Origin of the sequence: Pseudomonas mendocina (assembly GCF_900636545.1) — a bacterium.
In the GTDB taxonomy this organism is placed as follows: Bacteria; Pseudomonadota; Gammaproteobacteria; order Pseudomonadales; family Pseudomonadaceae; genus Aquipseudomonas; species Aquipseudomonas mendocina.
This window is the reverse complement of the sequence record NZ_LR134290.1, coordinates 3,967,521-3,992,588: the sequence shown is the minus strand read 5'-3', so window position 1 is coordinate 3,992,588 and position 25,068 is coordinate 3,967,521. Positions and strand designations below refer to the sequence as shown.

The window sequence follows — 25,068 nt, the reverse complement described above, 5'->3', positions numbered from 1 at the left end:
GAGCCTGCGCCATGACCGTCGACGTTCGCGACTTGCTGCAACGTTATTTCAACGCCCTCAATGATCGCGACATTCGTGCCTGCATGGCTCTGGTCAGCGACGAGTTGATTCTGGAGCCCAACCAGGGGTTCGCTGAACAGGGCCGCGACGCCTTCGCCGGCTTTCTCGAGCGGCAACTGCAGTGTTATCGCGAGACGATTGAGTCGCTGGTGATCCTGGCTGAATCAGAAGGACGACATGCTGCCTGCGAGTACCGCGTCGCTGGCGAGTACCTGGCTACCGACGATGGTCTACCGGAGGCCTGTGGGCAGCGTTACCAGATGCGCGTAGGCGCCTTCTTCGAGATCCGCGATGCTCTGATCACCCGTATCAGTCTGCACTTCAACCTGCCGGATTGGCTGGCTCAGGTCGACGACTGATAGTTGTCGAACGTTGGTGTCGCTGCGCCAACGTAAAACTGCGGGCAAAAAAAGACCCGGCAAGAGCCGGGTCAATAACCGTGATTAGCCTGATGAGGAGATAATCTGAAGAGTCCGACTGAAATGGTCTCTTTAGCTTATCGGCCGATCTCGCGATCAGTTGATGTAATAATAACAATTCTCATTTCGTGGTCAACATCTTTTTGAGAATTTTTCTCATGGATTCTCCAGGCGTTGGACAGGCAAAAAAAGACCCGGCAAGAGCCGGGTCAATAACCGTGATTAGCCTGATGAGGAGATAATCTGAAGAGTCCGACTGAAATGGTCTCTTTAGCTTATCGACTGATCTCGCGACCAGTTGCGTCAATAATAACAATTCTCATTTTCATGTCAATAAGCGTTGAGAGCTTTTCTCAGAAATATTTAGCTGTGTTCAAAAAACGAAACCCCGGGCATCTGTCCGGGGTTTCGTGAATGCAGGCCAGCTAATTGCTCAGGCTTCGCCAGGCAGGCGCAACTGAGTGACTTCCTTGTTGAGCAGGTCGATGCGTCGAGCCATGCTCTCGATCAGGCTGTGTGCGATACGCGGGTTGCTTTGCATCAGGCTGAGAAACTGCTCCTTGGGAATCACCATGACCGTGCAGGGTTCGCTGGCGACCACCGTGGCGCTGCGTTTTTCGCGAGTGAAAACGGCCATGGCTCCGAAGATCTCGTCCTTCTGCACGTCACCGACTTTCTGCCCGTCGACGTAAGCTTCGGCGTGGCCTTCGATGATGATGAAAACATGGTCGGCTTCGTCACCCTGATGAATCAGCTCCTCACCGGCAGCGAAATGCTGGAAGCCGGTCGCTGGGCGAATTTCAGGCTGCTTCAGGCGTGCCAGTGCATCGGAAAGCAGGGCGGTATGACCGATCAGGTATTGAATGAACTGTTCCTGGCGTTGCTCGCTGGCATAGATGTGCTGGAACACTTCACTGCGCGAGTAGGGAACCAGGCTGATGGGCTCTTCGCTGCTGTAACGGCAGGAGGGCAGGTCGATGCCCTGACGCAGGCCGACCAGGTCGCCTTCCTGCAGATAGAAAAGCGGACGCTCGTCGACCAGCGCATGCAGCAGTCCGTTCTCGATGACGAACAGTTGATTGCCCGGCAGAACCTGGGCCAGGTCATCGACGCGCTCCAGGCGTAACGGCTCTCCTGCGGGTTGCAGCCCTTCCAGCAGTTGAGTGGGGATGCTCTGCAGGCGGTTGATCAGCTGATCGGCGTAGGCCGGTTGCTCCCCGAGTAAATACATAACCGTAATTCCTTGAACTGGCTGGGCTGGCTGACCGCACGAAGGTCCCTGAAACAATAGGCTTCGCGGCCCTCCGAGTAAATCACCTTGCGTTGGTCTTGTGAGCTAGCTCTTGTTGTTGCCTTGGGTTTCGTCCAGCTGGCCGTTCAATTCTGCCTTGTGGGCGGGCGGCAACTCACTCCAGTGCACATTGAGCAGAGCCCCTTCGATGGCATACAGCAGCACCTTGGATGCGCGAAAACCGCGTGCTCTGACCGCCCGGTAGGCACCAACGGCACCGTAGCGACGAAGGTCGTTGGCGCTGTGTATGCCGACCGCATGCAGCCATTGCGCTGAGGTCTTGCCAAGGTTCTTGAGGTGTTGCAGTTCGTCGTTCATCGGGCCTCCATGCGTGTGGGGGAAAGATTCACGTTGGCGTGCCTGCCAAAAAAGTGTAGCGGCCAACTGCCTGAGTGCTTCGTGCCTTGGTTCGTACTGCGTTACTTGGTGCGATAACGCAGCCGGGTGCCGAAATTCACCGACATGAGAATCTCGTCCGCGGTCAGCTCGACAGGGAAATAGGCGCCGGAGATCTGTGCATGGGCCAGGCTGGCGCCTTCGATCTTGGCATTGCGGAAGTCCAGGCCGCGCAGGTCGGCTCCGCGAAAATAGGCGTTGGTGAAATTGACGGCGTCGGTATCCATGTTGCGCAGGTCGAGTCCGCGGAAGTCACCGCCGGAAAGGTCGACCTCGACACCCTTGGGCTTCTGCGCGTTGAAGCCTTTCACATCGTCGTTATGCAGGAGGTGGTAGAGCGGATGATCAAGCTGACGTGGCTGGCTCATGGCAGATACCGGTGATGGCTTCACCGGCAGTATAGAACCCCTGCCGGGGTTTGCCCGGCAGGGGAGAGCAGCCGTGTGGGATGCGGCTCAGATCCCGGGTAAGCGCTGACGAATGCGCTCTACCAGGCTGTCCAGGCTGGCGCTGTCATGCGTGTCGACGCGCTTGCTATGGATCTGCTCCTCTGCGTCGAGTGGTTCGCGGTTGGCTTGCTGGCTCTGAATCACTTCCAGCGTCGCATCCGAAGGATCAGTGCCTTCGCCCTGACGTTGCTCCAGCCAACTGGCGATCACGGCTTCCGGAGCATGGCAGTCGAGGATCAGGAGCGGAGCGCCGGTCTCTTCGGCGACCTCGCTGGCAGCCTGACGCTGCGAAGCCTTGAGGTAAGTCGCATCGATCACTACCGGGAAGCCGGCCTGCAGAACCTGTTGCGCCAGTTGATGCAGGCGCTGATAGGTCGCCTGGCTGGCATCAGCGCTGTAGATACCGGCGGCCAGCTGATCCTTGGCTGCGGTGCTCTGTTCGCCGAACAGGCGCTTGCGTTCGATGTCGGAACGCAAGCGAATGGTGCCCAGTGCTTCCACCAGACGCATGGCAACGTGGCTCTTGCCGACTGCCGAGACGCCATGGGTGATGGCCAGGAAAGGCGTCGGGATGGCGCTGTAGCTTTCTGCCAGTGCAGCGTAGCCTCGGTATTGGCGCAGAATCACCGCGCGTTGCACCGGGTTCTGCTCCTGGCCCAGGCGGAACAGTGCGACCTTGCCGCGGACCATGGCGCGGTAGGCCTTGTAGAAATTCAGCAACTGCAGGGCCGCGTAATCGCCGGTGCGTTCCAGCCAGCCGCTGATGAACCGGCGTGCCAGGCACTTGAGACCACGGTCTTCGAGGTCCATGGCCAGGAAGGCGATGTCCGCGGTGACGTCGGTCAGACGGAAGGGTTCGTTGAATTCGATGCAGTCGAACAACACCACCTTGCCATCGATCTGTGCAGCGTTACCCAGATGGATATCGCCGTGGCACTCGCGTATGAACCCGTGCGCCTTGCGCTCGCTCAGCAGTGGCTGTAGGCGCTCGTAGCTGGACTGAGCCCAGGCCTCCAGGGCGTCGAGTTGTTGCAAGTCGCCCTGCTCGCTGAGCATGGGACGAATCTGCTCGAAGTTCTGCTGCACCGGAGCCATCACCGCTTCTGCGCTACCCAGGGGATGCTCCTGCGGCACCTTCGGCGCATTCAGGTGGAACGTGGCGATTTGCTCGGCCAGTGCGTCGATGTGAGCGTCGTTCAGCTCGCCGCGTGTCTGAATGGCGCTGAGCAGTTGCTCCTGCGGGAACTGGCGCATTTTCAGTGCGTATTCGATGGCCGGTGTGCTGCCATCGAGGCTTGGCGCGTCTTCACTGCCACCGATCGGCAACACGTCCAGGTAAAGATCCTGGGTGAGACGCTGGTTGAGGCGCAGCTCTTCTTCGCAGAAGTGACGGCGTGCGTCGAGCTCGGTGAAGTCGAGAAAGCCAAAATTCACCGGTTTTTTGATCTTGTAGGCATAGGGGCCAGTGAGCAAAACCCAGGAAATGTGGGTCTCAATCACCTGAAACCCTTCCACAGGATGCGGATACAGGGCCGGGTTCTGCAATGCGGCAATCAGGGCTTGGCTCACGTTCGATCCTTGTTCTAGACGCTGTTCGAGCTGGGCATTATGGCCGCTGTGAGCTGCTCTGCAAACCATCCGGGCGGCGCTGCTGGCCCCTATGTAAAGTGCGTATAATCCCGCCATGACACGAAAACGCTCTCCCCGCTCAAACAAGAAATCCCGCTCGTCCGGCATGCGTCCCTGGCTCGCCTGGGGGCTCAAGCTCGGCCTTGTTGGCCTGGTGATCCTTGCTGGATTCGCCGTTTACCTCGATGCCGTGGTGCAGGAGAAATTCTCCGGCAAGCGCTGGACGGTACCCGCCAAGGTCTATGCCAGGCCGCTGGAACTCTTCGTTGGCCAGAAGTTGGCCAAGGACGACTTCCTGCGTGAGCTGGACGCGCTGGGTTACCGCCGTGAAAGCGTCGCCAATGGCCCTGGCGCGGTATCGGTGGCTGGTAACAACATTGAGTTACACAGTCGTGGTTTTCAGTTCTACGAAGGCGCCGAGCCGTCGCAGAAAGTGCGCGTGCGCTTCTCTGGCGATTATGTCGCCGGGCTGAATCAGGCCGACGGCAGCAACCTGGCGGTGGCGCGGCTCGAGCCGTTGCTGATCGGTGGGCTTTACCCGGCGCACCAGGAAGATCGCATCCTGATCAAGCTGGATCAGGTTCCGGCTTACCTGATCGACGCCTTGGTGGCGGTCGAGGACCGCGATTATTTCGACCATTTCGGCGTATCGCCCAAGGGTATCGCCCGCGCCCTGTGGATCAACGCCACCTCGGGGCGCTTGGTGCAGGGCGGCAGTACCCTGACCCAGCAGCTGGTGAAGAACTTTTACCTGACCAACGAGCGCACCCTGCTGCGTAAAGCTACCGAAGCGATGATGGCGGTCCTGCTGGAGCTGCATTACGACAAGCGCGAGATTCTCGAGGCCTATATGAACGAGGTCTTCCTCGGTCAGGATGGTCAGCGTGCGGTGCATGGCTTCGGTCTGGCCAGCCAGTATTTCTTCAGCCAGCCGGTATCCGAGCTTAAGCTGGAGCAGGTCGCGTTGCTGGTGGGCATGGTCAAGGGGCCAACCTATTTCAATCCACGACGTAATCCCGAGCGCGCTCTGGCGCGACGTAACCTTGTGATCGATCTACTCGCCGAACAAGGTTCCATCACCCCGGAAGAGGCTGCCGCTGCCAAGCAGAAGCCGCTGGGCGTTACCACGCGCGGCAGCATGGCAGACAGCTCGTTCCCAGCGTTCCTCGATCTGGTCAAGCGTCAGCTGCGCGAAGACTATCGCGAGCAGGACCTGACCGAGGAGGGTCTGCGCATCTTCACCAGCTTCGACCCCATCCTTCAGCTCAAGGCCGAAGAGGCGCTGGCCGAGACGCTCAAGCGCCTGGCCGGGCGCAAGGGCGTGGACGAGGTGCAGGCCGGCATGGTGGTGACCAACCCCGAGACTGGCGAAATTCAGGCGTTGATCGGCAGCCGTCAGCCGCGTTTCGCCGGCTTCAACCGAGCGCTTGACGCCGTGCGGCCGATAGGCTCGCTGATCAAGCCGGCGATCTACCTGTCGGCGCTGGAGCGTCCCAGCCAGTACACCCTGACCAGTTGGCTGGAGGATGAGCCCTTCTCCATCAAGGGGCAGGACGGCCAGGTCTGGACGCCACAGAACTATGACCGCAAGGCGCACGGCACCATCTACCTGTATCAGGGGTTGGCGCAGTCCTACAACCTGTCCACGGCCAAGCTCGGCCTGGAAATTGGCGTGCCCAACGTGCTCAAGACCCTTGAGCGATTGGGTGTGGAGCGCAAGTGGCCAGCCTATCCGTCGATGCTGCTCGGCGCTGGCGCCATGACGCCGATGGAAGTGGCGGGCATGTACCAGACCCTTGCCAATGGTGGCTTCAATACACCATTGCGCGGTATCCGCAGCGTGCTCACGGCCGATGGCGAACCGCTCGGGCGCTATCCATTCAAGATTCAGCAGCGTTTCGATCCGGGTGCCATCTACCTGGTGCAGAACGCCATGCAGCGCACGATGCGCGAAGGCACGGGGCGTTCGGTGTACAGCCAACTGCCCAGCTCGCTGAATCTGGCGGGCAAAACCGGCACCAGTAACGATTCGCGCGATAGCTGGTTCGCCGGTTTCAGTCAGGATCTGCTGTCGGTGGTATGGCTGGGGCGCGACGACAATGGCCCGACCCCGCTGACTGGGGCAACCGGCGCCCTGCAGGTCTGGACCGGTTTCATGCGCAAGGCCGATCCGCTGCCGCTGGACATGCCGATGCCGGACAACGTTACCCAGGCCTGGGTCGATCGTCAGACCGGTCTGGGCTCGGCGTCGGGCTGCCCGAATGCGGTACAGATGCCTTATATTCGCGGTAGCGAACCTGCCCCAGGCTCCGCTTGCGGTATCCAGGCTCCGGTCGAGTCAGTCATGGATTGGGTCAAGGGTTGGTTGGAATGACGGCCGAGTCGAGTGGCTCGGTGTTACCTGAAGAGGATTGGATGTGAACAAGAAGTGGCTTGCCACGATGCTGGCAACGGCGGTTCTGAGTGGTTGCAGTACAGTGCCGCAGGGTTCGATTCCGGTGATCGATGCCGGGGCTCCGTTGTCGTCGGGCGGCTCTGGTCCTTCGACCAGCCCGAGTCCTGCAGCTACGCCGCAGCGTATCGAAGAGGATTCCGGAGTGGTGGTCATGGTGCCGCAGGGGGCAGTCTCGACGCCGTTGCAGACCGACTCGCAGCCGATCACCTCCAGTGGCGGTCTGACCTTCGATCCGCCCGTGAGCAGCCAGCCGTCGGTGCCCAGCCAAGGCAGTTACGGCTCTTCGGTGCCGAGCCAGCCTAGCGGTATTCCCAGTGGCGGTGGTGGCCTTGCCGCCGACGAGCAACTGGATGGTCCGGTTCTCGCGCTGCTGACCACCGCTCAGCAGCAGCAGGGCGGTGGTGATCTCAATGGCGCCGCGTCCAGCCTGGAGCGTGCCCAGCGCATCGCACCGCGTGAACCGCAGGTGCTTTACCGTCTTGCCGAGGTGCGTCTGGCCCAGGGCGATGCCGCTCAGGCCGAGCAGTTCGCCCGGCGTGGCCTGACCTACGCCAATGGTCGTCCGGCGTTGCAGGCCAGCCTGTGGGATTTGATCGCCCAGGCGCGTGAGCGTCAGGGTGACCCGGCTGGCGCAGCTCAGGCCCGCGAGCGCGCCCGAGTCAATCTCTGATGAATGTGCGCGTCAATGCGTTGGCCGAGCACCTGCTGCTGATCGAGCGCGAACTGCGCGTGCAGGGTTGGTGGCAGGAGGAGGCACCGAGCGCCGAGGCCTTGGCCAGCGTGGAACCGTTTTGCGTCGATACGCTGACGTTCGAGCAATGGCTGCAATGGATCTTCTTGCCGCGCATGAAGGCGTTGCTGGAAAGCGGGGCCACTTTACCCTCGGTATCGGGCATTCAGGCGATGGCGGAAATGGTCTACCAGCAGCAGCCGAGCGTTGCGCGTCGGCTGCTCGAACTGCTTGGCGAGTTCGACCGCCTGCTCACGCGCACGCCATGAAAGCGTGCGCGTAACGCATCACTTGCAGTTTTCCGCGATGGATTTCTTCAGTTCGGTGATGCGTTCCTGCCGCTCGTTCTCGTCAATGCGACGAACTTCACCGCCATCCTCGATGCGAAGGCGAGGGTTGTTCTCCAGTTGAGCCAGGTTGGTGCGAGCGTTCTCGCAGTACTGCTTGCGCTCGGCTTCCTGCTTGGCCACATCTTCCTTGACCTTCTTGTCGATAGCCGCCTGTTCGGGGTCGAGTTGTTCTTCGATGCTGGGCGCCTGCTCACTCGGCGCTGGGCGGGGAGGTGGGGCTGCAGTATTGATGGTCGTGGCCTGTTGGCCCTGCGGAGGTTGCGCGCCAAAGTGGGTCACGCCTTTGTCATCTACCCACTTGTAAACCTGGCTGGCCATGGCGGCCGTACTCAGCGCGAGCATCAAGGTGCCAGTAAGAATCATGTGGCGCATGCTGTTTCCTTTGTCGAGAGCTGCGGTGCTGTTGGTTACTATAACCAAAAGCCGGCAATGTTCATCCTGCGCTGCGTCACAGCAGCAGGTTGAATAATAGGTTACACATCTCTTGACTTGCCCTCGCCGAACCCGAACAATCCAGCCTTCCCCCGTAGTGGAGTCCGCCGCAAGCGTCCTTCAGCTCGGGGAAAAGAGGCGCTACCCGCGCCGAACCGTGACACCCGCTACGCGTTACCTCGCGCTGGGAGGGCCAGCCCCGCAAGACCATGGGCTGCTCCGTTACTCGTCAAGCTGATGTTCCGAATCCACGATCACCGTCGTGCGTGTCCGCTGACAGTAAGAACCTACTTAGGGCTACCCGTTGCGGGTGGCATTCTGGCGTTCAAGAGGTGAACAACGTGGAGCTTTTATCCGGCGCTGAAATGGTCGTCCGCTTCCTGCGTGACGAAGGCGTTAAGCACATCTACGGGTACCCTGGTGGTGCTCTCCTGCATATTTACGATGCCCTGTTCAAAGAACCGGAAGTGACCCACATTCTGGTGCGTCATGAACAGGCAGCGACCCATATGGCTGACGGTTATGCCCGTGCCACCGGCAAGGCCGGTGTGGTGCTGGTGACCTCCGGCCCAGGCGCGACCAATGCCATCACCGGTATTGCAACTGCCTATATGGATTCCATTCCGATGGTGGTGATCTCCGGCCAGGTGCCGAGCGCCATGGTCGGTACCGATGCCTTCCAGGAAACCGACATGGTCGGTATTTCCCGCCCGATCGTGAAGCACAGCTTCATCATCAAGCACCCGTCGGAAATCCCCGAAGTGCTGAAGAAGGCCTTCTATCTCGCCGAGTCCGGCCGTCCGGGCCCTGTCGTGGTCGACATTCCGAAGGATATGGGCGACCCGACCCAGAAGTTCGAATACGTCTATCCGAAGAAGGTCAAGCTGCGCTCCTACAGTCCGGCGGTACGTGGCCACTCCGGCCAGATCCGCAAGGCTGCCGAGATGCTGCTGGCTGCCAAGCGTCCGGTCATGTACTCCGGCGGTGGCGTGATCATGGGCGGCGCTTCCGCGCCGCTGACCGAGCTGGCGCAGATGCTCAATCTGCCGGTGACCAATACCCTGATGGGCCTCGGCGGCTACCCGGGTACCGACCGCCAGTTCATCGGCATGCTCGGTATGCACGGTAGCTACACCGCCAACCTGGCCATGCACCATGCCGACGTTATCCTGGCTGTCGGTGCACGCTTCGATGACCGTGTGATCAACGGCGCGGCCAAGTTCTGCCCGAACGCCAAGATCATTCATATCGACATCGACCCGGCCTCGATCTCCAAGACCATCAAGGCTGATATCCCGATCGTTGGCCCGGTGGACAGCGTGTTGACCGAGATGGTCGCCATCCTCAAGGAAATCGGTGAAACCCCGAACAAGGACACCGTCGCCAGCTGGTGGAAACAGATCGACGAGTGGCGTGGCAATGGTCGTCTGTTCCCATACAACGAGGGCGACGGTTCGATCATCAAGCCGCAGACCGTGATCGAAACCCTGTGCGAAGTAACCAAGGGCGACGCCTACATCACCTCCGATGTGGGTCAGCACCAGATGTTCGCCGCGCAGTATTACCGCTTCAACAAGCCCAACCGCTGGATCAACTCCGGTGGCCTAGGCACCATGGGCTTTGGTTTCCCGGCTGCGATGGGCATCAAGCTGAACTTCCCGGATGCTGATGTGGCGTGCGTCACTGGCGAGGGCAGCATCCAGATGAACATCCAGGAGCTGTCGACCTGCCTGCAGTACGACCTGCCGGTTAAGATCGTTAACCTGAACAACGGTGCTCTCGGCATGGTCCGCCAGTGGCAGGACATGCAGTACAACAGCCGTTATTCGCACTCCTACATGGAGTCGCTACCGGACTTCGTCAAATTGGCCGAGGCCTATGGTCATGTCGGCATGCGTATCACGTCGCTGAAGGACCTCAAGCCCAAGCTGGAGGAAGCCTTCGCCCTGAAGAATCGCCTGGTGTTCCTCGACATTGCGGTGGATTCCAGCGAGCACGTCTACCCGATGCAGATCAGAGACGGTGCGATGCGTGACATGTGGCTGAGCAAGACGGAGCGGACCTAAGATGCGACACATCATTTCCCTGCTGCTGGAAAACGAGCCGGGCGCACTGTCCCGCGTGGTCGGTCTGTTCTCCCAGCGTAACTACAACATTGAAAGCCTCACCGTTGCGCCAACCGAGGATCCGACGCTGTCGCGCCTGACCCTCACTACCGTTGGTCATGACGAGGTGATCGAGCAGATCACCAAGAACCTCAACAAGCTGGTCGAGGTGGTCAAGCTGGTCAATCTGTCGGAAAGCGCCCACATCGAGCGCGAACTGATGCTCGTTAAGATCAAGGCCACCGGCGCCCAGCGTGCCGAGGTCAAGCGTACGACCGACATCTTCCGTGGTCAGATCGTGGATGTGACCAGCAGTGTCTACACCGTGCAGTTGACCGGTACCAGCGACAAGCTCGACAGCTTTATCCAGGCCATCGGCACTGCGTCGATCCTGGAGACCGTGCGTAGCGGTGTCACCGGCATCGCCCGTGGCGACAAGGTACTGAGTATCTGATTGCTGCGGTTACAGAGAGCCCCGCCTGGTGCGGGGCTTTTTTATTGCCTGAAAGTCAGCGCTGGCGATTCCAGAAAGCCGCGATCAGTGGGTCCTTGAGACGCTTCTCCAGTGCGAATAGGCCAATGTCGTAAGCGGTGAGCGGTGGCTGTATGTCGTAGATGCGGATGCGTGCGGTCAACGGGCTGTTGTCCAGCACGATCTGTGGCACCACGCCAATACCGAAACCCAGGCTCACCATACTGACGATCGCTTCGTTGCCGCTGACCTGGGCATAGATGCGCGGTTTGATGTTGTGGCTTTTCAGCCAGCGATCAGTACGCGTCCGTGCCAGGCCTTCTTCCGACAGGATCATCGGTACGTCTTTCCAGCTCTCGGCAGTCGGATGCTTCAGTTGTTCCTCATTCAATAGGTGCGGCGCTTGCGGGCCGATAAAGCGCAATTCCGAACGAGTGATGGACTGAAATTCCACGCCGGCTGGCAGGCTTTCGGGGAGGGCGCCAATGGCCAGGTCCTCGAGCCCTTGCTGCACGCGCTCGACGGCTTTCGCTGGATCGCCGGTGTGCAGTTTCATTTCGATGCGCGGGTAGTCCTGGCGGAAGCTGCTGAGGATGTCGTAGAGAAAGCTGTAACTCGCGGTGACCGAGCAATACAGCGACAGCTCGCCATGCAGGTTCAGCTGGTCCTGCATGAAGGTCTGGCGAATAGCCTGCCAGCCATTGATGACCTCGCTCGCGTACTCGCGAAACTGCTGGCCCTCCCGGGTCAGGCGGACTGAACGGTTGTCACGAACGAACAGCGCAGCGCCGACTTCGTCCTCTAGCTGCTTGATACTGCGGCTGAGCGCAGACGGGCTGACATGCTGCTCGCGGCTGGTTCGGCCGAAGTGCAGGTTATCAGCCAGGGAGAGAAAAAGCCTGAGGGAGTGACTGTCCATTCTTGTTTCATATATCGGCATGTTGTATTGCAAATATATCATTTTACGCAATGGTGCGAATCACTTAAGGTCTCTCTGTCGCGGTGCTCCGCACCCCATCCCTTTCGATTCAAAAGAGCCAAGAACATGAAAGTTTATTACGACAAAGATTGCGACCTCTCCATCATCCAGGGCAAGAAAGTCGCCATCATCGGTTATGGCTCCCAAGGCCATGCCCAAGCCTGCAACCTGAAGGATTCCGGCGTCGATGTCACCATCGGTCTGCGTAAAGGCTCCGCGACCGTTGCCAAGGCAGAAGCTCATGGCCTGAAAGTGACCGACGTTGCCAGCGCCGTTGCCGCTGCCGATCTGGTCATGATCCTGACCCCGGACGAGTTCCAGGGCCAGCTGTACAAGAACGAGATCGAGCCGAACATCAAGAAGGGCGCCACCCTGGCCTTCTCCCACGGCTTCGCCATCCACTACAACCAGGTCGTACCGCGTGCCGACCTCGACGTGATCATGATCGCGCCGAAGGCTCCGGGCCACACCGTTCGCACCGAGTTCGTCAAAGGCGGCGGCATCCCTGACCTTATCGCCGTTTATCAGGACGCTTCCGGTAATGCCAAGAACGTCGCCCTGTCCTACGCTTCGGGCGTCGGCGGCGGCCGCACCGGCATCATCGAAACCACCTTCAAGGACGAGACCGAAACCGACCTGTTTGGTGAGCAGGCCGTTCTCTGCGGCGGTACCGTCGAGTTGGTCAAGGCCGGTTTCGAAACTCTGGTCGAAGCTGGCTACGCCCCGGAAATGGCTTACTTCGAGTGCCTGCACGAACTGAAGCTGATCGTCGACCTCATGTACGAAGGCGGCATCGCCAACATGAACTACTCGATCTCCAACAACGCCGAGTACGGCGAGTACGTGACCGGCCCGGAAGTGATCAACGCCGAATCCCGTCAAGCCATGCGCAACGCGCTGAAGCGTATCCAGGACGGCGAGTACGCCAAGATGTTCATCAGCGAAGGTGCTACTGGCTACCCGTCGATGACCGCCAAGCGCCGCAACAACGCCGCTCACGGTATCGAAGTCATTGGTGAGCAGCTGCGTGCGATGATGCCGTGGATCGCTGCCAACAAGATCGTCGACAAGACCAAGAACTAAGGTCCTCGATGTGCGAAAGAACGCGGCTTTATGCCGCGTTTTTTCATTCTGGGGCGAGGCTTCTGGTATAAAGCCAGCTCACCGGGAGGCGAACTGGGTTCAGTCGTCCCGGTCGAAATTCGTCAAACCCGTTGCAAGGTGCTGTTAATGAGTGAAGGTCCCGAGGATCAAAAGCCGGCTGGCGACAACCTGGAAAGCCTGCTGCCGATCGACGAGCACATAGAGGAAGGGCAGGACGCGGAAGGACGCAAGGTGCGACACCGTGGGATCTACCTGCTGCCCAATCTGTTCACCACGGCCAACCTGTTCGCCGGTTTCTATTCCATCATCAATGCGATGAACGGCAACTTCTATGTGGCTGCTGCCGCTGTGTTCGTGGCCATGGTGCTCGACGGTCTGGACGGCCGCGTGGCGCGTCTGACCAATACGCAAAGCGCGTTCGGCGCGGAGTACGACTCGCTTTCCGATATGGTCGCCTTCGGTGTGGCGCCGGCTCTGCTCGCGTTCGAGTGGGCGCTGGGTAGCATGGGCAAGGTAGGCTGGATGGTTGCCTTCATCTACGTTGCTGGCGCGGCGTTGCGTCTGGCCCGGTTCAATACGCAGATTGGTAGTGTCGACAAACGCTATTTCATCGGTCTGGCCAGTCCGGCTGCGGCTGGCGTGGTTGCAGGCACGGTCTGGGCATTCAGCGATTTTGGCATCAAGGGCTCGAACATGTCCTTTGCCGTGGCTCTGTTGGTGGCTGCTGCGGGTTGCCTGATGGTCAGCAACATCAAGTACTACAGCTTCAAGGATCTGGACCTGAAGGGGCGCGTACCTTTCGTGGCCATTCTGGCCGTGGTGCTGGTCTTCGCGGTGGTGTTCAGTGATCCACCCCGTATCCTCCTGCTGATTTTCCTGGCTTATGCCGCCTCTGGCCCGATTCAGTACCTGCTGCAATTACGCCGTCGTAAATCTGTCTGACGTTGTAATTTCTCCCGCACTCCGTGGTCTACAGTTCGTTTCTCGAACTGTAGTCGCGGAGTCGCCATGCTCATCCGAGTTCCTCCCTCTTCTCGGGCTCTTGAGTCCGAAGTCACCCCAGAGTCGGTTTATCTCTCTCGTCGCAAGCTGATGCAGGGCTCGCTGGCGCTGGCTGCGATGGCGGCTATGCCAGGTTGGGCCAGTGCCGAAACTCAAGGGCGCTACAGCGATGTTGAGCCCGCCAAGGCGCCTGGCTGGTTCGAAGAGAAACTGACGGCCACGCGCTGGCAAGCGATTAAGGCTGAAGGTGAAAGCATCACGCCGTTCAAGGACGCAACGCACTACAACAACTTCTATGAGTTCGGCACAGGCAAGGGCGATCCGGCGGCCAATGCCGGTAAGCTACAGGTCGAGCCCTGGACGGTGATGATCGATGGCGAAGTGGGCAAGCCTGGGCGCTATGCCATCGAGGATCTGGTCAAACCGCATGCATTCGAAGAGCGCATCTACCGGTTGCGCTGTGTCGAAGCTTGGTCCATGGTCATTCCCTGGCTGGGTTTTCCTTTGGCCGAACTGCTCAAGCAGGTCGAGCCTACTTCGTCGGCTCGCTACGTGCGCTTCGAAACGCTGGTCGATCGTGATCACATGCCGGGACAGCGCTCGGGCTTTTCTCTGATCGATTGGCCTTATGTTGAAGGTTTGCGTCTGGACGAGGCCATGCATCCGCTGGCCTTCATGGCAGTCGGCATGTACGGGCGCGTTCTGCCGAATCAGAATGGGGCGCCGTTGCGTCTGGTAGTGCCATGGAAGTACGGCTTCAAGAGCATCAAGTCCATCGTCCGGATCAGTCTGGTAGATGAGGCGCCCAAGACGACCTGGGAGCGCATTGCACCGAATGAGTACGGCTTCTATGCCAACGTCAATCCGCAGGTCGACCATCCGCGCTGGTCGCAGGCGACCGAGCGGCGTTTGCCCAGCGGGTTGTTCAGTCCCAATGTGATCGATACGCGGATGTTCAATGGCTACGAGGAGGTCGCTGACCTCTACGCGGGCATGGATCTGGCGAGGTATTACTGATGCGCTACAGGCTCTGGCGCGTCGGCGTATTCCTGGCTGCATTGGTACCGCCGCTGTATTGGCTGTATTGCGCCGTCTCCAATTTGCTGGGGCCTGACCCCGGCAAGGTGCTGGTGGATAACCTGGGACTCGGAGCCCTGATCCTTTTGTTGATCACCTTGGCAATGACGCCGCTGCAGCAGTTGACCCGCTGGAGCGGTTGGATCGCCGTACGTCGGCAGTTAGGTCTATGGTGCTTTGCCTACGTAACGCTGCACCTGTCCGGCTATGTGTTGTTTATCGCTGGGGTGCGCCTGGACCTGGTGCTCCGCGATCTTACCGAGCGCCCCTACATCATCGTGGGGGCACTGGCCTATATAGGCTTGCTTGCCTTGGCCGTTACTTCCAACCGCTTCAGTATCAGAAAGCTGGGCCGTAAGTGGAAGGCGCTGCATCGCCTGGTTTACGCGATCCTGCTGCTGGCTTTATTGCATATGCTCTGGGTGGTGCGGGCTGATCTGGGGGAGTGGCTCGCTTATGCGTTGATCGGTGGCGCGCTGCTGCTGATGCGCCTCTCCGCTGTAGCGGGCGCATTACAGAGAGCAGGCGTCCTTTTTCGAGAGAATCCAAAGAAAATTGAAATATAAGCTTGACGCACGTTCTGCTGGCGGTAGAATGCGCGCCACTTCAGCGATGAAGCGCTTCAAAAACTTCTTGTTAATCAATAAGTTAAGTTGAATGAAGGGCTTGCAAAGCTGGATCTGGCGTGTAGAATGCGCGCCGGTCGGCAGGGTGTTGGTTTAATCCTGTTGGTGGTTCGGTCGAGTGGATCGAAAGCGGTAGAAAAGAGGTGTTGACAGCGGTTTTGAACGCTGTAGAATGCGCCTCCCGCTGGAGAGAAGAAGCTCTGATCGAAAGTGCAAGTGGTTGAGTAGAAAGAAGTTTCTCCGGAAACAAAATCGAAAAACAGCTTGACAGATAGAAAGGCTGCTGTAGAATGCGCGGCCTAGGTTGAGACGAAAAGCTTAGCCAACTGTTCTTTAACAACTGAATCAAGCAATTCGTGTGGGTGCTTGTGAGGTAAGACTGATAGTCAACTGATTATCAGCATCACAAGTAACACTCGTGAATTCGAGAGTTTATTTGCGATTGCTGAGCCAAGTTTAGGGTTTTCTCAAAACCCAAGCAGTATTGAACTGAAGAGTTTGATCATGGCTCAGATTGAACGCTGGCGGCAGGCCTAACACATGCAAGTCGAGCGGATGAAGAGAGCTTGCTCTCTGATTTAGCGGCGGACGGGTGAGTAATGCCTAGGAATCTGCCTGGTAGTGGGGGATAACGTTCCGAAAGGAACGCTAATACCGCGTACGTCCTACGGGAGAAAGCAGGGGACCTTCGGGCCTTGCGCTATCAGATGAGCCTAGGTCGGATTAGCTAGTTGGTGAGGTAATGGCTCACCAAGGCGACGATCCGTAACTGGTCTGAGAGGATGATCAGTCACACTGGAACTGAGACACGGTCCAGACTCCTACGGGAGGCAGCAGTGGGGAATATTGGACAATGGGCGAAAGCCTGATCCAGCCATGCCGCGTGTGTGAAGAAGGTCTTCGGATTGTAAAGCACTTTAAGTTGGGAGGAAGAGCAGTAAGTTAATACCTTGCTGTTTTGACGTTACCGACAGAATAAGCACCGGCTAACTTCGTGCCAGCAGCCGCGGTAATACGAAGGGTGCAAGCGTTAATCGGAATTACTGGGCGTAAAGCGCGCGTAGGTGGTTCGTTAAGTTGGATGTGAAAGCCCCGGGCTCAACCTGGGAACTGCATCCAAAACTGGCGAGCTAGAGTACGGTAGAGGGTGGTGGAATTTCCTGTGTAGCGGTGAAATGCGTAGATATAGGAAGGAACACCAGTGGCGAAGGCGACCACCTGGACTGATACTGACACTGAGGTGCGAAAGCGTGGGGAGCAAACAGGATTAGATACCCTGGTAGTCCACGCCGTAAACGATGTCAACTAGCCGTTGGGTTCCTTGAGAACTTAGTGGCGCAGCTAACGCATTAAGTTGACCGCCTGGGGAGTACGGCCGCAAGGTTAAAACTCAAATGAATTGACGGGGGCCCGCACAAGCGGTGGAGCATGTGGTTTAATTCGAAGCAACGCGAAGAACCTTACCTGGCCTTGACATGCTGAGAACTTTCCAGAGATGGATTGGTGCCTTCGGGAACTCAGACACAGGTGCTGCATGGCTGTCGTCAGCTCGTGTCGTGAGATGTTGGGTTAAGTCCCGTAACGAGCGCAACCCTTGTCCTTAGTTACCAGCACGTTATGGTGGGCACTCTAAGGAGACTGCCGGTGACAAACCGGAGGAAGGTGGGGATGACGTCAAGTCATCATGGCCCTTACGGCCAGGGCTACACACGTGCTACAATGGTCGGTACAAAGGGTTGCCAAGCCGCGAGGTGGAGCTAATCCCATAAAACCGATCGTAGTCCGGATCGCAGTCTGCAACTCGACTGCGTGAAGTCGGAATCGCTAGTAATCGTGAATCAGAATGTCACGGTGAATACGTTCCCGGGCCTTGTACACACCGCCCGTCACACCATGGGAGTGGGTTGCTCCAGAAGTAGCTAGTCTAACCTTCGGGGGGACGGTTACCACGGAGTGATTCATGACTGGGGTGAAGTCGTAACAAGGTAGCCGTAGGGGAACCTGCGGCTGGATCACCTCCTTAATCGAAGACATCAGCTTCTTCATAAGTATCCACACGAATTGCTTGATTCATAGTCGAAGACGATGCTGTAACGCGACCCTGTTATAGGTCTGTAGCTCAGTTGGTTAGAGCGCACCCCTGATAAGGGTGAGGTCGGCAGTTCAAATCTGCCCAGACCTACCAATTGCTTGGTGCAGAAGAATACGGGGCCATAGCTCAGCTGGGAGAGCGCCTGCCTTGCACGCAGGAGGTCAGCGGTTCGATCCCGCTTGGCTCCACCACTCTCTCGTGTTGCGGTGAGTGTAAAAGAGTTCAGAAATGAGCGCTTCAGGGTAAGCCTGTTGAGTGCTGATTTCTGGTCTTTTGACCGGTACGAATATCGTTCTTTAAAAATTTGGATATGTGATAGAAGTGACTGATTAATTGCTTTCACTGGCAATTGATCTGGTCAAGGTAAAATTTGTAGTTCTCAAGACGCAAATTTTCGGCGAATGTCGTCTTCACGATTGAGGCAGTAACCAGATTGCTTGGGGTTATATGGTCAAGTGAAGAAGCGCATACGGTGGATGCCTTGGCAGTCAGAGGCGATGAAAGACGTGGTAGCCTGCGAAAAGCTTTGGGGAGTCGGCAAACAGACTGTGATCCAGAGATCTCTGAATGGGGGAACCCACCCGGCACAAGCCGGGTATCTTGTACTGAATCCATAGGTGCAAGAAGCGAACCAGGGGAACTGAAACATCTAAGTACCCTGAGGAAAAGAAATCAACCGAGATTCCCTAAGTAGTGGCGAGCGAACGGGGACTAGCCCTTAAGTTGATTTGAGTGTAGTGGAAGGCTCTGGAAAGTGCCGCCGTAGTGGGTGATAGCCCCGTACACGAAACGCTCTTATCAATGAAATCGAGTAGGACGGGGCACGAGAAACCTTGTCTGAACATGGGGGGACCATCCTCCAAGGCTAAATACTACTGACTGACCGATAGTGAACCAGTACCGTGAGGGAAAGGCGAAAAGAACCCCGGAGAGGGGAGTGAAATAGAACCTGAAACCGTATGCGTACAAGCAGTGGGAGCCTACTTTGTTGGGTGACTGCGTACCTTTTGTATAATGGGTCAGCGACTTATATTCAGTGGCGAGCTTAACCGAATAGGGGAGGCGTAGCGAAAGCGAGTCTTAATAGGGCGCTTTAGTCGCTGGGTATAGACCCGAAACCGGGCGATCTATCCATGGGCAGGTTGAAGGTTAGGTAACACTGACTGGAGGACCGAACCGACTACCGTTGAAAAGTTAGCGGATGACCTGTGGATCGGAGTGAAAGGCTAATCAAGCTCGGAGATAGCTGGTTCTCCTCGAAAGCTATTTAGGTAGCGCCTCGTGTATCACTGCTGGGGGTAGAGCACTGTTTCGGCTAGGGGGTCATCCCGACTTACCAAACCGATGCAAACTCCGAATACCAGCAAGTGTCAGCACGGGAGACACACGGCGGGTGCTAACGTCCGTCGTGAAAAGGGAAACAACCCAGACCGTCAGCTAAGGTCCCAAAGTTATGGTTAAGTGGGAAACGATGTGGGAAGGCTTAGACAGCTAGGAGGTTGGCTTAGAAGCAGCCATCCTTTAAAGAAAGCGTAATAGCTCACTAGTCGAGTCGGCCTGCGCGGAAGATGTAACGGGGCTCAAACCATACACCGAAGCTACGGGTTCATCCTTTGGATGAGCGGTAGAGGAGCGTTCTGTAAGCCTGTGAAGGTGAGTTGAGAAGCTTGCTGGAGGTATCAGAAGTGCGAATGCTGACATGAGTAACGACAATGCGAGTGAAAAACTCGCACGCCGAAAGACCAAGGTTTCCTGCGCAACGTTAATCGACGCAGGGTTAGTCGGCCCCTAAGGCGAGGCAGAAATGCGTAGTCGATGGGAAACGGGTTAATATTCCCGTACTTCTAGTTACTGCGATGGAGGGACGGAGAAGGCTAGGCCAGCACGGCGTTGGTTGTCCGTGTTTAAGGTGGTAGGCTGATTTCTTAGGTAAATCCGGGAGATCAAGGCCGAGAGCTGATGACGAGCGTTCTTTTAGAATGCGAAGTGGTTGATGCCATGCTTCCAGGAAAAGCTTCTAAGCTTCAGGTAACTAGGAACCGTACCCCAAACCGACACAGGTGGTTAGGTAGAGAATACCAAGGCGCTTGAGAGAACTCGGGTGAAGGAACTAGGCAAAATGGCACCGTAACTTCGGGAGAAGGTGCGCCGGTGAGGGTGAAGTATTTACTACGTAAGCCCATGCCGGTCGAAGATACCAGGCCGCTGCGACTGTTTATTAAAAACACAGCACTCTGCAAACACGAAAGTGGACGTATAGGGTGTGACGCCTGCCCGGTGCCGGAAGGTTAATTGATGGGGTTAGCGCAAGCGAAGCTCTTGATCGAAGCCCCGGTAAACGGCGGCCGTAACTATAACGGTCCTAAGGTAGCGAAATTCCTTGTCGGGTAAGTTCCGACCTGCACGAATGGCGTAACGATGGCGGCGCTGTCTCCACCCGAGACTCAGTGAAATTGAAATCGCTGTGAAGATGCAGTGTATCCGCGGCTAGACGGAAAGACCCCGTGAACCTTTACTATAGCTTTGCACTGGACTTTGAGCTTGCTTGTGTAGGATAGGTGGGAGGCTTTGAAGTGGGGACGCCAGTTCTCATGGAGCCATCCTTGAAATACCACCCTGGCAACCTTGAGGTTCTAACTCTGGTCCGTTATCCGGATCGAGGACAGTGTATGGTGGGTAGTTTGACTGGGGCGGTCTCCTCCCAAAGAGTAACGGAGGAGTACGAAGGTGCGCTCAGACCGGTCGGAAATCGGTCGTAGAGTATAAAGGCAAAAGCGCGCTTGACTGCGAGACAGACACGTCGAGCAGGTACGAAAGTAGGTCTTAGTGATCCGGTGGTTCTGTATGGAAGGGCCATCGCTCAACGGATAAAAGGTACTCCGGGGATAACAGGCTGATACCGCCCAAGAGTTCATATCGACGGCGGTGTTTGGCACCTCGATGTCGGCTCATCACATCCTGGGGCTGAAGCCGGTCCCAAGGGTATGGCTGTTCGCCATTTAAAGTGGTACGCGAGCTGGGTTTAGAACGTCGTGAGACAGTTCGGTCCCTATCTGCCGTGGACGTTTGAGATTTGAGAGGGGCTGACCTTAGTACGAGAGGACCGGGTTGGACGAACCTCTGGTGTTCCGGTTGTCACGCCAGTGGCATTGCCGGGTAGCTATGTTCGGAAAAGATAACCGCTGAAAGCATCTAAGCGGGAAACTTGCCTCAAGATGAGATCTCACTGGAGCCTTGAGCTCCCTGAAGGGCCGTCGAAGACTACGACGTTGATAGGTGGGGTGTGTAAGCGCTGTGAGGCGTTGAGCTAACCCATACTAATTGCCCGTGAGGCTTGACCATATAACACCCAAACAATCTGCGAAGGCATAGGCCGGAGACAGAGGGTGTCGATGGTGAAGTCGACAGAAAGCCGAAAATTTGCAAGAACTACAAATCATCTATCACGTATCCAAGGGATAGCGCCTAACCGCGAGATCCCAACCGAATTGCTTGACGACCATAGAGCGTTGGAACCACCTGATCCCATCCCGAACTCAGTAGTGAAACGACGCATCGCCGATGGTAGTGTGGTGCTTCACCATGTGAGAGTAGGTCATCGTCAAGCTCCTATACGAAACCCCAGATCGCCTAGCGGTCTGGGGTTTCTTCTTTAGCGCGCGGAAAATTAGCCAGAGGTCGTTCCTGCAGGCGCGTAGGGTGCGCTGTGCGCACCGACCAACACGGGGGTTATCGTGGTGCGCACGGTATGTCGGTGTCAGGTGGCGCTCGGGTAGAATGCGGCGAATTCCGCTGGGGACTTTCATGTCTGGCTCGCCCTCCGAATCTTCCTTATCTTCCTTGCCGATTGAGCAGTTAGTCGCCTGTCATGAGTGCGATCTATTGATGCGCAAGCCGATGCTGCAGGATGGTGAAAGTGCCGAGTGCCCTCGTTGTGGTTATGAGTTGTTCAGCCACCGTCATCATGTAGTACGGCGTAGCCTGGCTCTGGTATTAACGGCTCTACTGCTCTATATCCCGGCAAACTTCCTGCCGATCATGCAGCTCAATCTGTTGGGCCAAACCTCGCAGGACACTGTCTGGAGTGGTGTGCTAGGTCTGTATGAGAGCGGCATGCAAGGCATTGCAGTGGTGGTGTTCCTTTGCAGCATGGCCGTGCCGCTGCTCAAGCTGCTGTGTCAGTTGCTGGTTCTGTTGAGCATCCGCCTCGACTTCGGGCGTAGCTACGGTCTGTTGCTTTACCGGATCTATCACCACATGCGCGAGTGGGGGATGCTCGAGGTCTATCTGATGGGCATTCTGGTTGCCATGGTGAAGTTGATGGACCTAGCTGACCTGAGCCTGGGCTTGGGGTTGTTCTGCTTCATCGCATTGCTTCTGGTGCAGGTGTGGCTTGAAGTGACCATGTCTCCGCATCAGATTTGGGAAGCGCTGTCCGGGGAGGATATCCATGCGGGCGATTGATGCCGGACTACTGGTCTGCCATGAGTGCCACCAGATCAATCCGCTCGAGGAGGGTGCCAGGCACCAGTACTGCTGCCGCTGTGGTGGTCAGGTGCATGCACGTCGCCCCAACAGCCTGGTACGCACCTGGGCCTTGCTGCTGACGTCGGCGATTCTCTATATCCCGGCCAACCTGCTGCCGATCATGACCGTCAACAGTTTGGGCAAAGGCGCGCCGGCGACCATCATGGGCGGTGTGGTGGAGCTCGTTCATCTGGGGATGCTGCCGATTGCGGCGGTGGTGTTTATCGCCAGTATCCTGGTGCCCACGTTCAAGCTGGTTGGCATCGCTCTATTGCTCTATTCGGTGCAGCGGCATCAGCCAATGTCCGCTCGCCAGCGTATTCTCATGTATCGCTTCATCGAGTGGATCGGCCGCTGGTCGATGCTCGACATCTTCGTCATCGCAATTTTGGTGGCGCTGGTGAATTTTGGCAGCCTGGCCAGTATCGAAGCTGGCGTCGGCGCCGCGGCCTTTGCCAGTGTGGTAATCCTAACCATGCTGGCAGCCCTGACTTTCGACCCTCGCCTTATTTGGGACAACACGGAAACCGACCATGACTGACCTGCCTCTGGCCAAGACGCGCCCTGCTTCGAACTGGTCAGCTATCTGGGTGTTGCCTCTGATCGCCTTGATGATCGGTGGCTGGCTGGCCTGGCGTGCCTATAGCGACGCAGGTATCCAAGTCGAACTGATCTTCGCCAGCGGTGAGGGTATCCAGGCCGGCAAGACCGAGCTGATGTACAAGGGCATGGCGGTGGGCAAGGTCACGGCCATCAGCCTCGATGATAGCGAGAAGAACCGCGGCGTCGTGGCGAAGCTGGAAGTGAACCAGGAGCTCGAGCAGTACCTGCGCAGCGGCACACGTTTCTGGCTGGTCAAACCGAATGTCAGCCTGGCGGGGATCAGTGGTCTGGAGACGCTGGTCTCAGGCAACTACATCACCTTCAGCCCGGGCGACGGCGAGCCGAGCAAGAGCTTTACCGCATTGGCTCATGAGCCACCGATGGGCGATGACGTACCCGGATTGCACCTGACGCTGAAGGCAGAGCGGCTTGGCTCGCTCAACCGTGATAGCCCGGTATTCTATCGGCAGATTCAGGTTGGCCGGGTGAAGAGCTACACCTTGGGAGAGGACCAGAGCACGGTCGAAGTGAAGGTGTTCATCGAGCCGGCCTATGCCAACCTGGTGCGCAAACATACGCGTTTCTGGAATGCCAGTGGCATCAGTGTCGATGCTGACCTGTCGGGGTTCAAGCTACGCAGCGAGTCGCTAGCCAGTATCGTCGCCGGCGGCATTGCCTTCGCAACGCCCGAGCACCGCAAGGACAGCCCGCCCACCGACCCGTCGCTGCCGTTCCGCCTTTACGAGGATTACGACGAAGCCCAGGCCGGGATCAAGGTCGTGGTAACGCTGACCGATTTCGAGGGGCTGCAGGAAGGCCGTACGCCCGTGATGTACAAGGGTATCCAGGTCGGCTCGCTGAAAACCATGAAGGTCGATCGTGACCTCAACAGCGCTACTGCCGAGCTAACCATCAACCCCTTGGCCGAGGAGTATCTGGTCGAAGGATCGGAGTTCTGGGTGGTCAAGCCGTCCATTTCCCTGGCCGGCATCACCGGCCTAGAAGCCTTGGTCAAGGGTAACTACATCGCTGTGCGGCCGGGTGAGAAGGGCAAGCCGCCAGCGCGCAACTTCGTCGCACGCAGCAAGGCCCCGCCTTTGGACCTGGGCGCGCCGGGCTTGCATCTGGTGCTGTTTACCGATCAGTTAGGCTCTATCGAGGTTGGCAGCCCGGTGCTCTATCGCCAGATCAAGGTGGGCTCGGTGCAGAGTTACCAGCTGGGCCGCGACAACAGCCAGGTCGTACTAGGGGTGCATATCGAGCCGGACTACGTGCACCTGGTGAATACCTCTACACGGTTCTGGAATGCCAGCGGCATCACCCTCAAGGGCGGGTTATCGGGTGTCGAGGTCAAGAGCGAGTCGCTGCAGACCTTACTGGCCGGTGGTATCGCTTTCGAGACACCGGATCTACAGGCCACCAGATCGAACCGCCAGGTGCAGCGCTTTGCGCTGCACGCGGATCGTGAAAGCGCCTTGCAACTGGGGCAGCAGATCAGTATTCGCGTCAGTGACGGCGACGGTCTGCAACCAGGTACGCTCGTGCGCTACAAGGGCCTGGAGGTCGGCAAGGTGGAGAACCTGAGCCTGACCGATGACCTGCAGGCGGTGATCCTGAATGTGCGCATTACTCAGGCCACCGAGCAGATTGCCCGCGAGGGTACGCAATTCTGGGTGGTGAAGCCGGAGTTGAGTCTGACCCGTGCAGCGAATCTCGGCACGCTAGTCAGCGGCCAATATCTGGAGGTGCAGCCTGCTGGCCTGAAGGGGCCACGCCGTAGCGAGTTCACCGCGCTGGCCAGCGCCCCGAATCAGGCTGTGCGCGAAGAAGGTTTACGACTGGTGCTGAGCGCCCCGCGGCGTGGTTCGATCAAGCCGGGGGTGATCGTCAGCTACCGTGAGGTGCCGGTGGGCAAAGTGGTGGATTTCGGGCTGGGGCCGACCTCGGATCGTGTGCTGATCCATGTGCTGATCGAGCCACGCTATGCGCCGTTGGTGCGCTCGGGCAGCCGCTTCTGGAATGCCAGTGGCATCGGCGTGGATGCCGGGCTGTTCAAGGGCGTCAAGGTTCGTACCGAATCGCTGGAGGCGTTGCTCGAAGGCGGTATTGCTTTTGCCACGCCGAACAATCCGGAAATGGGCGGGCCGGCTCAGCCGGGGCAGACGTTTGCCTTGTTCGACGAGCCGCAGGAAGCCTGGATGCAATGGGCGCCGAAGATCGTGCTGGAGCAGTGAGACAATCATAGAAATGAAAGGGGCCGCAGTGAGCGG

The 25,068-nt window shown here is 57.9% G+C and carries 19 protein-coding genes, 2 tRNA genes and 3 rRNA genes; 18 read left to right on the top strand and 6 right to left on the bottom strand.

The window, feature by feature from the left end; genetic code table 11:
• The first annotated feature begins 11 nt into the window (after window positions 1-11).
• Entirely contained in the window at window positions 12-419 is a 408-nt protein-coding gene (locus EL191_RS18570; RefSeq protein ID WP_041980728.1) for a nuclear transport factor 2 family protein, read from the top strand.
• A 493-nt stretch (window positions 420-912) separates the two neighbouring features.
• Here EL191_RS18570 and EL191_RS18565 read toward each other — a convergent pair whose 3' ends face one another.
• From EL191_RS18565 to EL191_RS18550, 4 genes are all read right to left on the bottom strand, one after another.
• Window positions 913-1,710, bottom strand: a complete 798-nt coding sequence (locus EL191_RS18565) for a cyclic nucleotide-binding domain-containing protein (protein WP_013716959.1) — start codon at window positions 1,708-1,710, stop codon at window positions 913-915.
• A gap of 105 nt (window positions 1,711-1,815) precedes the next feature.
• On the bottom strand, window positions 1,816-2,088 hold the full coding sequence (locus tag EL191_RS18560; protein WP_041980729.1) for a TfoX/Sxy family protein: 273 nt from the start codon (window positions 2,086-2,088) through the stop codon (window positions 1,816-1,818).
• A gap of 101 nt (window positions 2,089-2,189) precedes the next feature.
• Complete coding sequence (locus EL191_RS18555) at window positions 2,190-2,534, bottom strand: pentapeptide repeat-containing protein (RefSeq protein ID WP_013716957.1); 345 nt, start codon at window positions 2,532-2,534, stop codon at window positions 2,190-2,192.
• An 87-nt stretch (window positions 2,535-2,621) separates the two neighbouring features.
• Window positions 2,622-4,184, bottom strand: a complete 1,563-nt coding sequence (locus EL191_RS18550; RefSeq protein ID WP_041980731.1) for a bifunctional aminoglycoside phosphotransferase/ATP-binding protein — start codon at window positions 4,182-4,184, stop codon at window positions 2,622-2,624.
• A 115-nt stretch (window positions 4,185-4,299) separates the two neighbouring features.
• Here EL191_RS18550 and mrcB point away from each other — a divergent pair, with 115 nt between their 5' ends.
• The 3 genes from mrcB to EL191_RS18535 all read left to right on the top strand — a co-directional run bounded on the left by mrcB (window position 4,300) and on the right by EL191_RS18535 (window position 7,698).
• Entirely contained in the window at window positions 4,300-6,618 is a 2,319-nt protein-coding gene (gene mrcB / locus EL191_RS18545) for a penicillin-binding protein 1B (protein ID WP_126403518.1), read from the top strand.
• Window positions 6,619-6,685: 67 nt separating this feature from the next.
• Entirely contained in the window at window positions 6,686-7,369 is a 684-nt protein-coding gene (locus EL191_RS18540; protein ID WP_041980760.1) for a tetratricopeptide repeat protein, read from the top strand.
• Window positions 7,369-7,698, top strand: a complete 330-nt coding sequence (locus EL191_RS18535) for a YqcC family protein (protein WP_013716953.1) — start codon at window positions 7,369-7,371, stop codon at window positions 7,696-7,698. Before EL191_RS18540 ends, EL191_RS18535 begins: the two co-directional genes overlap by 1 nt.
• A gap of 18 nt (window positions 7,699-7,716) precedes the next feature.
• Here EL191_RS18535 and EL191_RS18530 read toward each other — a convergent pair whose 3' ends face one another.
• Window positions 7,717-8,151: a DUF4124 domain-containing protein gene (locus tag EL191_RS18530; RefSeq protein ID WP_013716952.1), complete on the bottom strand. Its 435-nt coding sequence runs from the start codon at window positions 8,149-8,151 to the stop codon at window positions 7,717-7,719.
• Between the two features lie 401 nt (window positions 8,152-8,552).
• On the opposite strand from EL191_RS18530, the gene EL191_RS18525 reads away from it, so the two are divergent.
• Window positions 8,553-10,277, top strand: coding sequence for an acetolactate synthase 3 large subunit (locus tag EL191_RS18525; RefSeq protein ID WP_013716951.1), 1,725 nt, complete (start codon window positions 8,553-8,555; stop codon window positions 10,275-10,277).
• Between the two features lies 1 nt (window position 10,278).
• A complete protein-coding gene (gene ilvN, locus EL191_RS18520) occupies window positions 10,279-10,770 on the top strand; it encodes an acetolactate synthase small subunit (RefSeq protein WP_003243161.1) in 492 nt (163 codons plus the stop codon).
• Between the two features lie 55 nt (window positions 10,771-10,825).
• On the opposite strand, the gene ilvY is transcribed toward ilvN, so the two are convergent.
• On the bottom strand, window positions 10,826-11,707 hold the full coding sequence (gene ilvY, locus EL191_RS18515) for an HTH-type transcriptional activator IlvY (protein ID WP_041980737.1): 882 nt from the start codon (window positions 11,705-11,707) through the stop codon (window positions 10,826-10,828).
• A gap of 126 nt (window positions 11,708-11,833) precedes the next feature.
• On the opposite strand from ilvY, the gene ilvC reads away from it, so the two are divergent.
• The 12 genes from ilvC (at window position 11,834) to EL191_RS18450 (ending at window position 25,032) form a co-directional block, all read left to right on the top strand.
• The gene (gene ilvC, locus EL191_RS18510) at window positions 11,834-12,850 is read left to right on the top strand and encodes a ketol-acid reductoisomerase (protein WP_011921089.1); all 1,017 of its coding nucleotides are present in this window, start codon (window positions 11,834-11,836) and stop codon (window positions 12,848-12,850) included.
• Between the two features lie 147 nt (window positions 12,851-12,997).
• Window positions 12,998-13,813, top strand: coding sequence for a CDP-diacylglycerol--serine O-phosphatidyltransferase (gene pssA / locus EL191_RS18505; RefSeq protein ID WP_041980762.1), 816 nt, complete (start codon window positions 12,998-13,000; stop codon window positions 13,811-13,813).
• 66 nt (window positions 13,814-13,879) lie between these two features.
• Complete coding sequence (gene msrP, locus EL191_RS18500) at window positions 13,880-14,890, top strand: protein-methionine-sulfoxide reductase catalytic subunit MsrP (RefSeq protein WP_041769562.1); 1,011 nt, start codon at window positions 13,880-13,882, stop codon at window positions 14,888-14,890.
• A complete protein-coding gene (msrQ, locus tag EL191_RS18495) occupies window positions 14,890-15,516 on the top strand; it encodes a protein-methionine-sulfoxide reductase heme-binding subunit MsrQ (RefSeq protein ID WP_013716947.1) in 627 nt (208 codons plus the stop codon). The genes msrP and msrQ overlap by 1 nt, the downstream gene beginning before the upstream one ends.
• A gap of 546 nt (window positions 15,517-16,062) precedes the next feature.
• Window positions 16,063-17,599, top strand: a 16S ribosomal RNA gene (locus EL191_RS18485).
• A gap of 85 nt (window positions 17,600-17,684) precedes the next feature.
• Window positions 17,685-17,761, top strand: a tRNA-Ile gene (locus EL191_RS18480).
• 22 nt (window positions 17,762-17,783) lie between these two features.
• Window positions 17,784-17,859: transfer RNA gene (locus EL191_RS18475), tRNA-Ala, on the top strand.
• Between the two features lie 258 nt (window positions 17,860-18,117).
• Window positions 18,118-21,010: ribosomal RNA gene (locus EL191_RS18470) — 23S ribosomal RNA — on the top strand.
• A gap of 149 nt (window positions 21,011-21,159) precedes the next feature.
• A 5S ribosomal RNA gene (gene rrf / locus EL191_RS18465) occupies window positions 21,160-21,275 on the top strand.
• Together the 16S, 23S and 5S rRNA genes with 2 tRNA genes alongside form the textbook arrangement of a ribosomal RNA operon.
• A gap of 197 nt (window positions 21,276-21,472) precedes the next feature.
• The gene (locus EL191_RS18460; protein WP_041979900.1) at window positions 21,473-22,132 is read left to right on the top strand and encodes a paraquat-inducible protein A; all 660 of its coding nucleotides are present in this window, start codon (window positions 21,473-21,475) and stop codon (window positions 22,130-22,132) included.
• On the top strand, window positions 22,119-22,736 hold the full coding sequence (locus tag EL191_RS18455; RefSeq protein WP_041979568.1) for a paraquat-inducible protein A: 618 nt from the start codon (window positions 22,119-22,121) through the stop codon (window positions 22,734-22,736). The genes EL191_RS18460 and EL191_RS18455 overlap by 14 nt, the downstream gene beginning before the upstream one ends.
• Window positions 22,729-25,032, top strand: coding sequence for a PqiB family protein (locus EL191_RS18450; RefSeq protein WP_013716944.1), 2,304 nt, complete (start codon window positions 22,729-22,731; stop codon window positions 25,030-25,032). Before EL191_RS18455 ends, EL191_RS18450 begins: the two co-directional genes overlap by 8 nt.
• Window positions 25,033-25,068: the final 36 nt, after the last annotated feature.